Source organism: Micromonospora sp. NPDC002411, assembly GCF_053592955.1.
Genome location: NZ_JBSFBM010000184.1, coordinates 1 through 13,610 on the forward strand (window position 1 = coordinate 1; position 13,610 = coordinate 13,610).

At 71.0% G+C, this 13,610-nt stretch carries 10 protein-coding genes and 2 pseudogenes; 2 read left to right on the forward strand and 10 right to left on the reverse strand.

Going from position 1 to position 13,610, the window contains the following annotated elements:
* The 7 genes and pseudogenes from ACWCO3_RS21305 to ACWCO3_RS21335 form a co-directional block, all read right to left on the reverse strand.
* Positions 1–688: pseudogene (locus ACWCO3_RS21305) on the reverse strand (hypothetical protein); the annotation flags it as partial.
* A 94-nt stretch (positions 689–782) separates the two neighbouring features.
* Positions 783–2,084 (reverse strand): ABC transporter ATP-binding protein, encoded by a 1,302-nt coding sequence (locus ACWCO3_RS21310; RefSeq protein ID WP_145786039.1) that lies wholly within the window; start codon positions 2,082–2,084, stop codon positions 783–785.
* Between the two features lie 120 nt (positions 2,085–2,204).
* Positions 2,205–4,415 carry a bifunctional glycosyltransferase/CDP-glycerol:glycerophosphate glycerophosphotransferase gene (locus ACWCO3_RS21315; protein WP_357931211.1) on the reverse strand — a complete coding sequence of 737 codons (2,211 nt, stop codon included), beginning with the start codon at positions 4,413–4,415 and terminating at the stop codon, positions 2,205–2,207.
* A 15-nt stretch (positions 4,416–4,430) separates the two neighbouring features.
* Positions 4,431–6,392 (reverse strand): DUF5941 domain-containing protein, encoded by a 1,962-nt coding sequence (locus ACWCO3_RS21320; protein ID WP_450011611.1) that lies wholly within the window; start codon positions 6,390–6,392, stop codon positions 4,431–4,433.
* Positions 6,389–7,135, reverse strand: a complete 747-nt coding sequence (locus ACWCO3_RS21325; protein ID WP_145786036.1) for an ABC transporter ATP-binding protein — start codon at positions 7,133–7,135, stop codon at positions 6,389–6,391. The genes ACWCO3_RS21320 and ACWCO3_RS21325 overlap by 4 nt, the downstream gene beginning before the upstream one ends.
* A 1-nt stretch (position 7,136) precedes the next feature.
* Positions 7,137–7,964 carry an ABC transporter permease gene (locus ACWCO3_RS21330; RefSeq protein WP_357931216.1) on the reverse strand — a complete coding sequence of 276 codons (828 nt, stop codon included), beginning with the start codon at positions 7,962–7,964 and terminating at the stop codon, positions 7,137–7,139.
* A 71-nt stretch (positions 7,965–8,035) separates the two neighbouring features.
* Positions 8,036–9,406, reverse strand: coding sequence for an L-serine ammonia-lyase (locus ACWCO3_RS21335; protein WP_450011614.1), 1,371 nt, complete (start codon positions 9,404–9,406; stop codon positions 8,036–8,038).
* Positions 9,407–9,752: 346 nt separating this feature from the next.
* Between ACWCO3_RS21335 and ACWCO3_RS21340 the strand changes: the two genes are divergently transcribed.
* Both ACWCO3_RS21340 and ACWCO3_RS21345 read left to right on the forward strand, forming a co-directional pair.
* Positions 9,753–9,962: a PspC domain-containing protein gene (locus tag ACWCO3_RS21340; protein ID WP_030329606.1), complete on the forward strand. Its 210-nt coding sequence runs from the start codon at positions 9,753–9,755 to the stop codon at positions 9,960–9,962.
* A gap of 520 nt (positions 9,963–10,482) precedes the next feature.
* Positions 10,483–11,238: a dienelactone hydrolase family protein gene (locus tag ACWCO3_RS21345; protein ID WP_450011616.1), complete on the forward strand. Its 756-nt coding sequence runs from the start codon at positions 10,483–10,485 to the stop codon at positions 11,236–11,238.
* Positions 11,239–11,252: 14 nt separating this feature from the next.
* Here ACWCO3_RS21345 and ACWCO3_RS21350 read toward each other — a convergent pair whose 3' ends face one another.
* From ACWCO3_RS21350 to ACWCO3_RS21360, 3 genes and pseudogenes are all read right to left on the reverse strand, one after another.
* On the reverse strand, positions 11,253–12,356 hold the full coding sequence (locus ACWCO3_RS21350) for an L-dopachrome tautomerase-related protein (RefSeq protein WP_450011618.1): 1,104 nt from the start codon (positions 12,354–12,356) through the stop codon (positions 11,253–11,255).
* Between the two features lie 141 nt (positions 12,357–12,497).
* Positions 12,498–13,379, reverse strand: coding sequence for an SMP-30/gluconolactonase/LRE family protein (locus tag ACWCO3_RS21355; RefSeq protein ID WP_450011620.1), 882 nt, complete (start codon positions 13,377–13,379; stop codon positions 12,498–12,500).
* A 164-nt stretch (positions 13,380–13,543) separates the two neighbouring features.
* Positions 13,544–13,610 (reverse strand): annotated as a pseudogene (locus ACWCO3_RS21360) (glycoside hydrolase family 48 protein); the annotation flags it as partial.

A 13,610-nucleotide genomic window follows, 5' to 3' on the forward strand; every position in this document is an offset into this window, starting at 1 on the left:
GACGGTGCAGGCCGTCACCTTCCTGGGCGACATCTACACCAACGAGAAGTACAAGCGGATGCTGCCGCCGGGCATCGCGAGCTGGACCGGTCGGGGCCGGGTCGGCCGGCACGGCTGCGGGCACGGCCTGGGCCGGGACGTTGACCTGGGCGTACGCGTCGGCCTGGGTCCTGGTGGCCTCCGGCGTTAGCAGGCCGTGGTCGTTGAGCACCTGCATCCCGCCGGTCAGGAAGCGCAGCCCGACCAGCGCCGACAGGGTCAGGATCGCCACGTTGAGCAGCTTGAAGAACCCGTAGTCGGGTGCGGTGATCAGGAAGAAGAGGCTGATCGGCGCGAACGCCACAGCGAGCATCGAGGTGACCGTGATCGCCACCATCACCAGCGCCAACGACTGCCGCACCGAGAGCCGGGCGCCGAAGACCAGGTTGAACAGGTAGAGCGTGGGCAGGCAGATGGCAAGCGTGACCAGGAACAGCAGTGGCAGCTTCAGCGCCGAGGTCAGCGCCATCAGCGGGCTGTGGAAGGCCCCCAGCACCGCCCCGTAGCAGGCCAGCGCGATGGCGGAGCTGGCGAGCATCCGCCCGGTCAGCGCGTTGAGGTCACCCTCGGCCACGATCTGCTGCCAGATGCCCGCGCGATCCCGCAGGATGCGCTCGATGACGAGCGGACTGGGACGGTCACCCGACACGGATGCACCCCTCTCGGTGGACTTGCACAGTGGACTGGGTGCGCAGACGGTAGGACACCGGGTGGCTGGCCCGCCACCCCGTCACGGCGAGTCGTCAGCGCCAACCCACGTCGATTCGGGCGCCGCGCTCGTCGAAGAAGTGCAGCGCGTCCATTCGGACCGAGACGGCGAGCGGGTGACCGGCGCTGACCGCCGGATACGGCGCCAGCCGCACCGCCAACTCCGCCGGGCGACGGTGGTGCCGGCCCGGGTCGGGGAGCACGCTGGTCTGGGCGCCGCCGCCAACCGCGGGTGCCTGCGATTCCACCGGCTTGCCGGTGAGCCGCTGCATCACCGATCCGAACCGGCGCAGACCACGCTGGCCGACCGGTGGCGGGTCGAGCGGTGCGCCCATCTCGTCGACCATGATCGCGGTCGCGCCGATGTCGAGGAACGCCAACGACTCGTGCCCGTGGTGTTCCAGGTAGCGGATCCGCCCCCGCAGCACATCGCCGGGGCTGTCCGGGGAGACCGGAGTGAGCGCCTCGGCCCGCATGCCGACCACGATCCGCTCACCGTGGTAGTGCGCCACCGCCCTACTGCGGATGTCGTTCCAGGGCAGGTAGAGCGACTGCTCACCGAGGTTCAGCGTGACGTACCGGTCGAGGTGGACGTAGACCGACGCCTCCAACAGGTTCATCCGCGGGCTGCCCAGGAAGGCGGCAACGTAGAGCGTCGCCGGCCGCCCGTACACCTGCGTGGGTGTGCCCACGTCCTGGAGCACGCCCCGGCGCATAATCGCCACCCGGTCGGCCATGGTGAGCGCCTCGGCCTGGTCGTGGGTGACGTAGACGGTGGTGACGCCCAGCTCCCGGGTCAGGCCCGAGATCTCCGCGCGCAGCTCCGCGCGGAGACCGCTGTCCAGATTCGAGAGCGGCTCGTCCATGAGGAACAGACCGGGCCGCCGGACGATCGCCCGGCCCATCGCCACCCGCTGCCGTTGGCCGCCGGAGAGCTGACCCGGCTTGCGGGCCAGCACGTCACCGATGCCCAGGGCACTCGCCACGTCGCTGACCCGCTCGCCCCTCGGCTCCGGCTCGACCCCGGCCAACCGCAGCGGAAAGGCGATGTTGTCGCCGACGGTCATGTGGGGGTAGAGCGCGAAGTCCTGGAAGACCATGGCGATCTTGCGTTCCCGTGGAGGCAGGTCGTTCGCCAACTCCCCGTCGAGCATGACCGCGCCCTGGGTCGGGTCCTCCAAGCCGGCAATCATCCGCAGCACAGTCGACTTGCCGCAGCCGGACGGCCCGAGGAGCACCATGAACTCGCCGTCGTTCACATCGAGATTGATGCTGTCGACGGCCAGTGTGCCGTCCCTGAAGACCTTGCTGACATCCTTGAGCGTGACGGTGCTCACCGTCGTCCCCCCCAGCTAGTCCCTGCCGACCCAGAGACTGTGACCAGGATCATTCGATTCGCACATCGGGTAAACGTCTCATGTTTGGTTGATGACGCTGCTATTACACGACACAAGCGATCAACAGGGCGAAGAACGCCCGCTCGGCTCCCCCAGGAAAACCTGACGCACCACCCGTTCCGCCGCATGCCCGTCGTCCAATGTGCAGAACCGGCTTCGAAAATGCTCGCGGGCCTTGTTCGCCGCGTCCGAGCGCACCTCGCCGCTGCGGAACACATCGACCAGGTCTCCGAAGGTGGTGGCCACCGCGCCGGGCGGCTCGGCCGTCACGTCGAAGTAGACCCCCCGAGCCAACCGGTACGCCTCCCAGTCCGGGGCGTAGAGCACGATCGGCCGGTCGAGTACCGCGTAGTCGAACATCGCCGACGAATAGTCGGTTACCAACACGTCGGCGACCAAATAGAGATCCTCCACCCGCTGATAACCGCTGACATCGCGAACCCGTTCCCAGTCCACCGGCCGGCCGGGACGCCGGTCCCGGTCGTGGAAGTAGTGGCTGCGCATCAGCAACCGACCGGAGTCACCCAACGCCCGCACGAACCGGTCCGGGTCGAACGGCGGCCGGTAGCCGGGGAGGTGTTCACGGTGCGTCGGGGCGTACAGCACGACCTGCTCGTCGGGACCGACGCCGAACTCGGCGCGCAGTCGGCGGACCTCCTCCGGGCCGGCCGTGACCAGGCGGTCGTTGCGTGGGTAGCCCACCTCCAACGTCGTGTACGTGGCCGGGTACGCCCGGTCCCACATCTGCGTGGAGAAGCTGTTCGCGCTGACGCTGTAGTCCCAGCGGTCCACCCGGCGCAACAGCCCGGCGAAGTCCATCCGGCCCGCGCCGATCGGGTAGCGCTGCTGGTCCAGGCCCATCACCTTGACCGGGGTGCCGTGGTGGGTCTGCAGGTGCACCTGCTCGGGTCGCTTGCGCACGAAATCCGGGAAGTTGACGTTGTTGACCAGCCACCGGGCGCGGGCGAGCGCCCGGTAGTACGCGGGCGTGCCGGCCACCACGTACTCCACCCCGGCCGGCACGGTGTCCACCCGGTCCCGGCGCACGACCCACACCCCGCGCACACCCGGCGCCAATCGGCGGGCGACCTCGTAGATCGCCGCCGGGTTGCAGGAGTATCCGCGGTACCAGTACGCCGCGTACACCGCGAGCGTCGGATCGACCGGGCGGCGCAACTCGGCCCGGTAGTACTCACGCAGCAGCCCGTCGCGGGTCAGCCGGGCACCGCGTCGCGCGACCGGGCCGACCCGCCGTCGGGCGGTACGGGCCTGCCTGCGGGCGACGTCGCGGGCCCGACTGGCGGTCCGCAACGCGCTGAACGTGCGCCAACGGCCGGAGGCGACGAGCCGGTGCTTGATCCCCTCCACCCCGTCCGGCACCGGATAGCCGCCGGGCGGCAGCCACCGTTCGTAGTCGGCGGTGATCTGCGCGAAGAACGCCGGACGCAACTCCGGTGCGATCCGCTGGCCGTTGCCGAGCACTGTCAGGTAGTGCCAGATCATCCGCTCGAAGACCGCCGGCCGCAGGGAGTCCGTCGCCGGCCCCCACTCGTCCATCAGGTGGAAGACCCGATGCCACTGTGGGAAGACCTCGAAATGGCGGTCACCGCGGGTCCGGGTGATCGCGCCGGCGCGGCGTTGCCGGTAATTGACGCACACCCGGTCGAGTACGCCGATCCGCTGCGCCGCCATCAGCACCGGGTAGCTGAACGAGACGTCCTCGTACCAGCCGGGGGCGAAGCGCAGGCCCAGGTCGACCAGGAACTCCCGGCGGACCAGGCGGTTCCACGCGGTGTGCAGCAGGTGCATCGCCTCCGGCCGGTCCCGCAGCCGGAAGGTCTCCGGGCCGGGCGACTCCGGAAACACCTCGGCCATCGCGCTGCGGGTGGCGGTGTCGTTCCAGTGGGTGCGCACGTGGTCGACCAGCAGCACGTCCGGGCGGGTCGCCCGCAACCGCTCGGCGACCTCGGTCAGGCACTCCGGGGTCAACCAGTCGTCGCCGTCGAGGAACCACACGTACTCGCCGGCGGCCCGGTCCAACCCGATGTTGCGGGCCGGACCGAGGCCGACGTTCTCCGGCAGCCGAACCGAACGGACCCGCCGGTCGCGGGCCGCGTACTCGTCGATGATGTCGCCGCTGGCGTCCGGCGAGCAGTCGTCGACGGCGATCACCTCGATGTCCGTCTCCGGCTGGCCGAGCACGGAGTCCAGGCACTCACGCAGGTATCCCTGCACGCGGAAGGCCGGCACCACGAAGCTGATCAGGGTCATCCGGCCGTCCCTCCGTCAGTGCGGCGCGGCACCTCCAGCGCCCACCGGCGTAACCGACGCCCGCGCGCTACGGGCCGGTCGCACGAACCAGGCCAGGACGACGCTCACCACGAAAACCACGAGAAGGTACGCACCGAGTGTAGCCAGACCGCTACCCGCCACGCCGACAATCGCCGTCAGGGCCAGCAGCGCCGAGCGCCCCTCCCAGCCCAGCGTGGCCGCGTGCAACGGCGGTGCCGCCTGCCGCTTCTCCAGCCGGGCGGTCAGGTCGTAGTGATGCACGGTGAGCACGAAGACGTACCCGAAGATCAGCCAACCCGGCACTCCGCCGACCACCCCGACCGCGATGGCGAACAGGTACTCGGCGGCCCGCAACGCCGCGGGGACCAGCCAGTCCAGCGGACCGTTGTGCGCGGCGCCCGCACCCAGGCCACCGACCAGTAGCACCAGCAGCGCCACCGGCACCGCCCAGCGCAGCCCGTCCGGCGTGTCCGTCAGCAGCGCCGCGACCAGCAGCACCGCCGGGCCGAGCGCGGCGATCACCGCCAGGGTGAGCGGCCCCATCGGGCGGACCACCGGCAGCCAACGGGCCAACGGGCCGTCGTCGCGGTGCAGGGTGGTGTCGACCGTGTCCAGCACCGGCACCCACATCCAGCGGGCCCGCAACGTGCGCAGCGCCCCGGTGTACGCGAACGCCAGCACACCCCACACCAGCACCGCGATCAGGCTGACCAGCGGGTTGAACAGCGCCACGGTCAGCGCGATCAGCGCCCACCGCTCGCCGATCGGGAAGACCACGGTCCGCTTCAGCCAGTACGACAACGACCCGGTGTCCGCCTGCACCCGGGTTGACGCCGCGTTGAGCCGGTCACCGATCCCGCCGCTGGCACCCGTGGTCGTCCGGGGTCGGCGGGCCGCCTCGTCGTGCAGCACCCCGTACCAGGTGTCGGTCATGTGCCGGACGGTCTGCAACGTCATCGCGGCGATGGCGAGGGCCCAGCCGTTGCCCAACCCGGCGTGGCTGACCCCGAAGCCGAGCCCGGCGTAGACCAGGTACTCCTTGGCCCGGTCCGCCATCGTGTCCAGCCAGCCACCCCAGGCGCTGAAGTTCCGGGTGTACCGGGCCAACTGGCCGTCCACGCAGTCCAGCACGAACCCGAGGTAGAGCAGCACCGCGCCACCGACCAGCGCGGGCCGCCCGCCGACCCCGAACAGCACCGCCGCGGCCAGCGCGAACAGTACCGAGATCGCCGTCACCCCGGTCGGGGTGAGCCGCAGCCGGGCCGCCAACCGAACCAGGTACGGGGACCAGGTGCTGACGAAGTAGGTGGAGAAGAAGTCGTCCTTCTCCTTCACCGACAGCCGCAGCTCGGCCCGGTCCTCGTTCACAGCCGTCACCGCCGCCTCGGCAGCGGTCAGCTCGTCGGCGCTCTCGATTCGGCGGGCGACGAGCAGGCGTACCCGCTGGGCGAAGATCAGGGTGCCGAGCGCCGCGAGACCCGCGAAGAGCCGGTCCACAGCGGGCCCGGGGCCACCCGCCGCGGCCCGGGCGGCGGCGGCGAGGGTCGGCAGGTCGTCCACGCCGACCCGCAGCGCGCCGCCGAACACGCCTGTCGCGTCCCCGTCGAGGGTGTCCAGCGCGCCGGCGTCGACCACCTGGCCGCGTTCCTCCCGCACGGCCGCCCGACCGGGGACCGGTGGGTCGCCGAGCACCAGCGCCACAGTGGGCCCCACCGGGCTGGTGGCCAGGTGCCGCAGTACGGCGGTGTGCGCCACCAGGTCGGTGCCGGTGACCAGCACCGGGGCGGTGGCGCCGGCGACCAGCGCGGTCACCTCGTCGAGGGTGGCCGCGAAGCGCACGTCGTCCGCCCCGGCCTGGCGCAGCTGGACGGCCAGACGGTCGGCCAGGGGCTCACCGGCCGCGGTGGTCAGGCCCGCCGCCGACGACCCGGCGGCGAGCACGATCGCGAGCGTCATTGCTGGACCGCGGCGTGGTACGCGTCGAGCGCCTCGGCGATGGTGCCGTCGAGCGTCAACCGGCCCGCGTCGAGGTACAGCCCCCGACGACAGAACCGGGTCAGGTCCTTCTCGTTGTGTGACACCAACACCAGCGTGCGCCCCTCCCCGAGCAGACGATCAATCGTCGCGTAACACTTCTTGCGGAACTCCGCGTCGCCGACCGCGGTCACCTCGTCCATCAGCAGGATCGGGTGCGGCAGGTGCGAGATGATCGCGAATCCGAGCCGCACCTTCATGCCCGACGAGTAGTGCCGCACCGACGTGTCGATGGCCCGTTCCACCTGCTCACCGGCGAACTCGACGATCTCGTCGAAGTGCCGCTTCAGGTAGCCCGTCGACAGTCCGTGCAGCCCACCGACCAGGTGCAGGTTCTCCCGGCCGGTCAGGTCGTTCGAGAAACCGGCGGACAACTCCAGCAACGGCGCCACCGCGCCGTGCACCCGGATGTCGCCCTCATCCGGGATGAGCACCCCGGCGATCAGCCGCAGCAGGGTGCTCTTGCCGGTGCCGTTGCGGCCGATCACCCCGACGGTCTCGCCTGGCTCGACGGTGAACGACACGTCCCGCAGCGGCCAGAACTGGCCGGGCAGCGCACCCCGCGCCCCCCGGTGGATGAACAACTCCCGCAGCCGCAGTTGACGGCGACGGTTACGGACGAACCGGATGCCCAGCCCGTCGGCCTCGATGATCGGGGCGGCCACGTCACAGCTCCTTGAGCACGGCGGGCTCCAACCGACGGAACGACCACCAGCCGGCGGTCAGCACCAGCAGGCTGCCGACGACAGTGGTGGCGAGCAGCCGGGCGTCCGGGAACTCGTCCGGATACCAGATCGCGTGGTGCAGTTGGAAGATCCCGACCAGCGGGTTCAGCTCGTACGCCACCTTCAACCAGTCGGGCAGGCTGGACTCCCGGACCAGGCTGAGCGGGTAGATGATCGGCGTGGCGTAGAAGAGCACCCGAATGATCAACCGCATCAACCGCTCGACGTCGCGCATCAGCACGTTCCACGCCGACAGCAGCAGGGCCAGCCCGGTCAGCAGGACGGCCTGGACCAGCACCGCCAGCGGGAGGGAGAGCAACGACAAACCGGGGTGGATCCGACCGTGCGCCGCGTAGATCACCGCGATCGCGATCAGGATCGGCAGGCCGGCCGCGTACTCGGCGAACCGGCCGGTGACCCGGCCGATCGGGAAGACCTGACGCGGCACGTTCATCGTGGTGATCAGCCGGGACTGGCCGGTCAGCGCGTTGGTCGCCTCGCTCAGCGCGGAACTGGTCCACATCCACGCGAAGATTCCGGTGATCAGGAACAACGGGTACGACTCGGCGGCCTCGCCGAGGTGCCGCCCGGTGTCGCGGGAGTAGAGCACCCCGAACACGAACCAGTAGATCGCGCCCATGCCGAGCGGCTCGATCAACGACCAGAAGTAGCCCAGCACCGACTGCTGGTACTTGACCGCCAGGTCCCGTCTGACCAGGATGCGCAGCGAGTTGCGGTGCGACCACAGGGCCGCGACGCCAGAGGTCACCGCAGCCTCCCGCCTCCTGAAACGGACGCCAGGTTAGCAGTCGGTGAACGAATGCCCCGAATCGACCGGGCTCAGCACTCGATCACGTTGACGGCCAGACCGCCACGCGCCGTCTCCTTGTACTTGACCTTCATGTCGGCGCCCGTCTCCCGCATGGTCTTGATGACCTTGTCCAGCGACACCTTGTGCACACCGTCGCCGCGCAGCGCCAGCCGGGCGGCCGTGATCGCCTTGATGCTAGCCACCGCGTTCCGCTCGATGCAGGGGATCTGCACCAGGCCACCCACCGGGTCACAGGTCAACCCGAGGTTGTGTTCCATCCCGATCTCGGCCGCGTTCTCCACCTGCTCCGGGGTGCCGCCGAGCGCCTCGGCCAGCCCCGCCGCCGCCATCGAGCACGCCGAACCGACCTCACCCTGACAGCCGACCTCCGCGCCGGAGATCGAGGCGTTCTCCTTGAACAACACACCGATCGCGCCGGCCGTCAGCAGGAACCGCACCACGCCGTCGTCATCGGCGTTGTCGACGAAGCGGCTGTAGTAGTGCAGCACCGCCGGGATGATCCCGGCCGCGCCGTTCGTCGGCGCGGTGACCACCCGGCCGCCCGCGGCGTTCTCCTCGTTGACCGCGAGCGCGAACAGCGTCACCCAGTCCATCGCGTGCAGCGGGTCGGTCGTGCCGGCGTCCGCCTCCAGGCCGCGCCGCAGCTCCGCCGCGCGCCGCCGGACCTTCAACCCCCCAGGGAGTACGCCGTCGCGCTCGCAACCGCGCTGCACGCACTCCTGCATCACCCGCCAGATCTCCAACAGGCCCGCCCGGATGTCCGCCTCGCTGCGCCAGGAACGCTCGTTGGCCAGCATCACCTCGCTGATCGACAGGCCGGTGCGGGACGTGACGTCGAGGAGCTGCGCCCCGGTCAGGAACGGGTACCGCACCTGCGTGCTGTCCGGCTTGATCCGGTCCGCGCCCGCCGCCGCCTCGTCCACCACGAAACCGCCACCGACGGAGTAGTAGGTGCGGCTGCGCAACACAGCCCCCGCACCGTCGTACGCCACGAAGGTCATCCCGTTCGGGTGGTACGGCAGCGACCGTCGGCGGTGCAGCGTCAGATCCCGGTCCGGGTCGAAGTCGATCTCGTGCGCGCCGAGGATGCTGATCCGCCGCTCGGCCCGGATCCGCTCGACCCGAGGACCGACGGTGTCCGTGTCGACAGTCTCCGGCGACTCGCCGGCCAACCCGAGCAGCACGGCCGGACCGCTGCCGTGGCCGTGGCCGGTGGCCCCCAGCGAGCCGAACAACTCGGCCTGCGCCCGCGCGACGTCACTGAGCAATCCGTCGGCCTTGAGCCCGCCGACGAACGTACGCGCCGCCCGCATCGGCCCCACGGTGTGCGAACTGGACGGCCCGATACCGACGCTGAAGAGGTCGAAAACACTGATCATGGCTGCGCTTCCTCGCCGTCGTCCCGGCGTACGGAACCGGCCGGGTCGTGGCCGCCGGTAGGCGGCCCCGTTCGTGACCGCCCGGGGTGTGGGTTGCGGCCACCCGGGGTGTGGATGGCCGATCTGCCAGCCTACCCGCCCAGCTCACGGCCCACCCGACCACTGGACGTGAACACTCGGAGCGCGCTGGTGCACGGCTCGGAGAGGCGTCAGGAAGGGGTCATCGGGGTACAGCACCTACGGGTCCACGGGTTGCCGCTCCTCCTCGCGACCGAGGGCGAGCTGGTCATCCCCTTCTACCGTGGATTGCAGACGCGGCGTACCGCCGCAGAGTGGGAGTACGACGATGAGTCGCAAACTGGTCCGGCCCCGCGAGGGGCGCATGCTCGCCGGTGTCTGCGCTGGCCTCGGTCGACGGTTCGGCATGTCCGCGGGGATGGTCCGGCTGCTGTTCCTGCTGTCCCTGCTGCTGCCCGGCACGCAGGTGATCGTCTACCTGATCCTCTGGGTGCTCATGCCGAACGAGGACCGCTACCTGGCCTCCACCGGACACTGACCCGCCCCGCACACCCGCTCCGAGGCCGGACGAGGCAGCAACTTCGGCGAAGTTGCTGCCTCCCGGCCGCCCGAGGCACCAACATCCCTGATGTTGCAGCACTGTCATGCTGTCGGCGGCGAGGCGGATCACGGCGTCGACGTCGGCGGCGATCCACCACGCGTCGACAGCGCACGGTTCGTGCCGCAGGTACTCCACCAGGTGACTGCCGGGCGCGGACGGGCCGAGCCGCACGCTGACCAGCGCCTCGTGCCGCCGCCGCGGCCCGTCGGCGCTGGTCGCGCGCTCACCCGGGTCGCTGTCGGTGCCGGGCGGCAGGTCTCCGCGTTCCCAGCGTGTCATCCGCCAAGGACTCATGGGCCCATCGTCACCACCGAACGGCGGCGAAGCGGCCGCCGATACGCCGTTTCGACGGGCCACCGCCGTTTCTTGACGCCGCGTTCACGCAGCTGCCCACCGGGCACGCCGACACGGCGAGTAGCGTTCGGATCAGACCAAGATCGGCGTGCGAGGAGGCGTGGTGCAGACGACGACGGTGGACATCCCGACCGACGACGGGATCGCGGACGCGTCACTGACCCGACCGGACGGCGACGGGCCGTTCCCGGCGGTGCTGCTCTTCATGGACGCCTTCGGACCGCGCCCCCGCCTGGTGGAGATGGCGGAGCGGATCGCCGAGCGCGGTTACCTGGTGCTGACTCCCCACCTGTTCTACCGGGCCGGCCGGGCACCCCTGTTCGACCTGTCCCGGCTCGGTGAGCCGGACCAGCGCGGCGCCCTGTTCGAGCAGATCATGCCGCTGATCGGCGCACTGACCCCCGAGGTGGTCAGCCGGGACACCGCTGCCTACCTGGACTTCCTGGCCGCCCGGGACGACGTCCGCTCGGGCCCGGTCGCGATCACCGGTTACTGCATGGGCGGCACGAACGCGTTGCGGGCCATCGAGGCGCACCCGGACCGCATCGCGGCGGTGGCCAGCTTCCACGGCGGGCGGATCGTCACCGACGCGCCGGACAGCCCGCACCTGGGCGTCGGCTCGATCACCGGCGAGGTGTACTTCGGGCACGCCGACGCCGACCAGTCGATGACACCCGAGCAGATCGCCACGCTGGAGAAGGCGCTCGACGCCGCCGGGGTGCGCTACCGCTCCGAGGTGTACACCGGTGCGCACCACGGTTTCACCATGGCCGACACCCCGATGTACGACGAGCAGGCCACCGAGCGTCACTGGGTAGCCCTCTTCGACCTCCTGGACCGCACCCTGCCCGCCACCTGACGACTGGCGCGGGCTCAGCGGAGTAGCAGCACCGGGCCGGCGTCGATGCGGGTGCGGAACAGCGCGTACGGCTTGCGCCGCAGGTCCTGACCGCGCTGGTACTGCGGCTGCCGGTGCAGCTGGTTGGCGGTGACGTAGAGGTACCCGTCGGTGGCCACCGACATGGTGTCCGGCCAGAGCAGCCGCGGATCGTGGACCAGCGTCTCGTACTCGCCGTCCGGCAGTCGGCGCAGCACCGCGTTGTGCTCGTACGAGGTGAGGTAGAACCGGCCCGCGTCGTCGCTCTCCAACCCGTCCGACGCGGTGCCCTTGTCGCCCTCGTCGACAACAGTCTCGGCGGCCGCCTCCTGGGTGACCCCCGGGTCGGCCAACGCCTCGGTGGAGACGCTGTACCAGCGTCGGGACGCCAGCGGGCAGTAGTGGAGCCGGCTGCCGTCGGCGGAGATCGCGATGCCGTCGGAGCCCATCCCCACCGGCTTCGGTGGCCCGTCCGCCGGCCGTTCGAGGAACGGCCGACCCTCGACCACCGGGCGGAACGCCGTCAACGGCTCCGCCTTGGTGGACGGGTGGTCGTGCAGCCGCCGCCAGGACGCCCCGCTGGCCAGGTCCACCACGATGATCCCGTTCGGCCCGGAGTCGGCCGAGTCGGTGATGTACGCGACGCCGGACTCGCCGCGGCGCAGGTCGAAGCGGACGTCGTTGAGGTACGTCGTCGGCAGCGCCACGTCCGCAGGGAAGGTGATCACCTGGGCGACCGTGTCGGTCTCCAGGTCGACCCGGACCAGTTTCGGACCACCCGGCTTGGTGGGCTGGAACATCGGGCTGCCGGTGTCCAGCACCCAGAGCCGGTCCGCCGGGTCGACCACGATGCTCTGCACCGACACGAACGCACCCGCGTCGTCGTCGCCGGACGGGTCGTTCCACGCTCGGTCGGGGTAGGGCACCTCCTGACCGTCGCGCAGTTCGACGACGGTGGCCGGCACCTCGTCGCCCCACTTCGGGAAGTTGACGAAGATCCGACCGGAGTGCGAGACGCTCACTCCGGTCGGCATCGGGCCGGTGAAGTTGTGCACCAGCTCCAACTCGCCAACCGGCTCGTCGCCGACCGGCCCACTCATGACGCCCGCCCCATGGTGCTCATCGCCCGCTCCCTGCCGATCCGCCGGATGTCCCGCTCCTGTGCTGGCTCTTCCCGCGCGGACGTCCGGTATGCGTGGCCAGCCAGCGGAGTCGGGAGGGCGGGCCGGTCCGGGTCTCGGTCAGGCCACCGGTGCGGCGGCCCTGGCGGCGGGCAGGCCGGGGACGGCGACGTCCACCGCGAGCAGCGCCCCGTCCTCCGGGCCGGGCGTGGTCAGCCCCACCCGGGCGGTGCCGATGAAGAGTCGGCGCAGGTCGGGGCCGCCCAGGCAGATTCCGGCCGGCTGTTGCGCCGGCAGCCGGATCTCCTGCTCCAGGGTCCCGTCGGGCCGGTAGCGGCGTACCGCCGAACCGCCCCACAGCGCGATCCAGAGGTGACCGGCGGCGTCGATGGTCATGCCGTCCGGGCCGCCGTCGGCGGAGGGCAGGCGAAGGAACGGCTCCCGCCCGCTCAGGGCCCCGGTCGCGGGGTCGACGGTGAACCGGTCGATCTCGCCGCGCGGCGTGTCGGCGAGGTACATGGTGGTGCCGGTGGCGTCGAACGCCGGCCCGTTCGGGATGGTCAGTCCGGTCACCGCGGGCACCGGTGCCGAGCCGGGGGTGAGCCGGAACAGCGTGCCCTCGCCGGGGACCGCCGCGTACGTCATGCTGCCGGCCCAGAAGTGGCCGTGCGGGTCGGCGACCGCGTCGTTCATCCGGGTGGGCTCGGGTGCGTCAGCGACCAGGTCGGCGACCGGTCGGGGGTCGCCGGTGGCGGGCAGCAGTGTGAGGCCGGTTCCGGCGGCGGCCAGCCAGTCACCGGGCCGGCCGGCCACCGGGGCGACCGCGCCGAGCGGAACGTCGAGACGGCGCACCTCCCGCAGCGGGGCGGGGGCGTCGCCGTCGGTTTCCAGCAGGCGTCCGGCCAGCAGATCGACGAGGACCAGGCGGTCGTCGACCCAGCGCAGCCCTTCGCCCAGCTCCAACCGGTCGGTGCTCCAGACGGTCGGCTCGGTCAGCTCCATCTCGCTCCTCCAAACGATCTGCGGGGCGGCGGTCGGGCAGGCCCGACCGCCCGTCACCCGGTCAGCGGACCGTACCGCCCAGCTCGTGGTCCAGCAGCGTCAGCTCCGCCCGGTCGGGCAGGCCCTCCCAGTCGCCCCTGGTGGCCACCGCGAACGCCCCGGTGGCTGGCCCCGACGCAGTTGCCGATCTTCTTGAAGTACTTGTCGAACATCGCGTACCGCAGGTAGTCG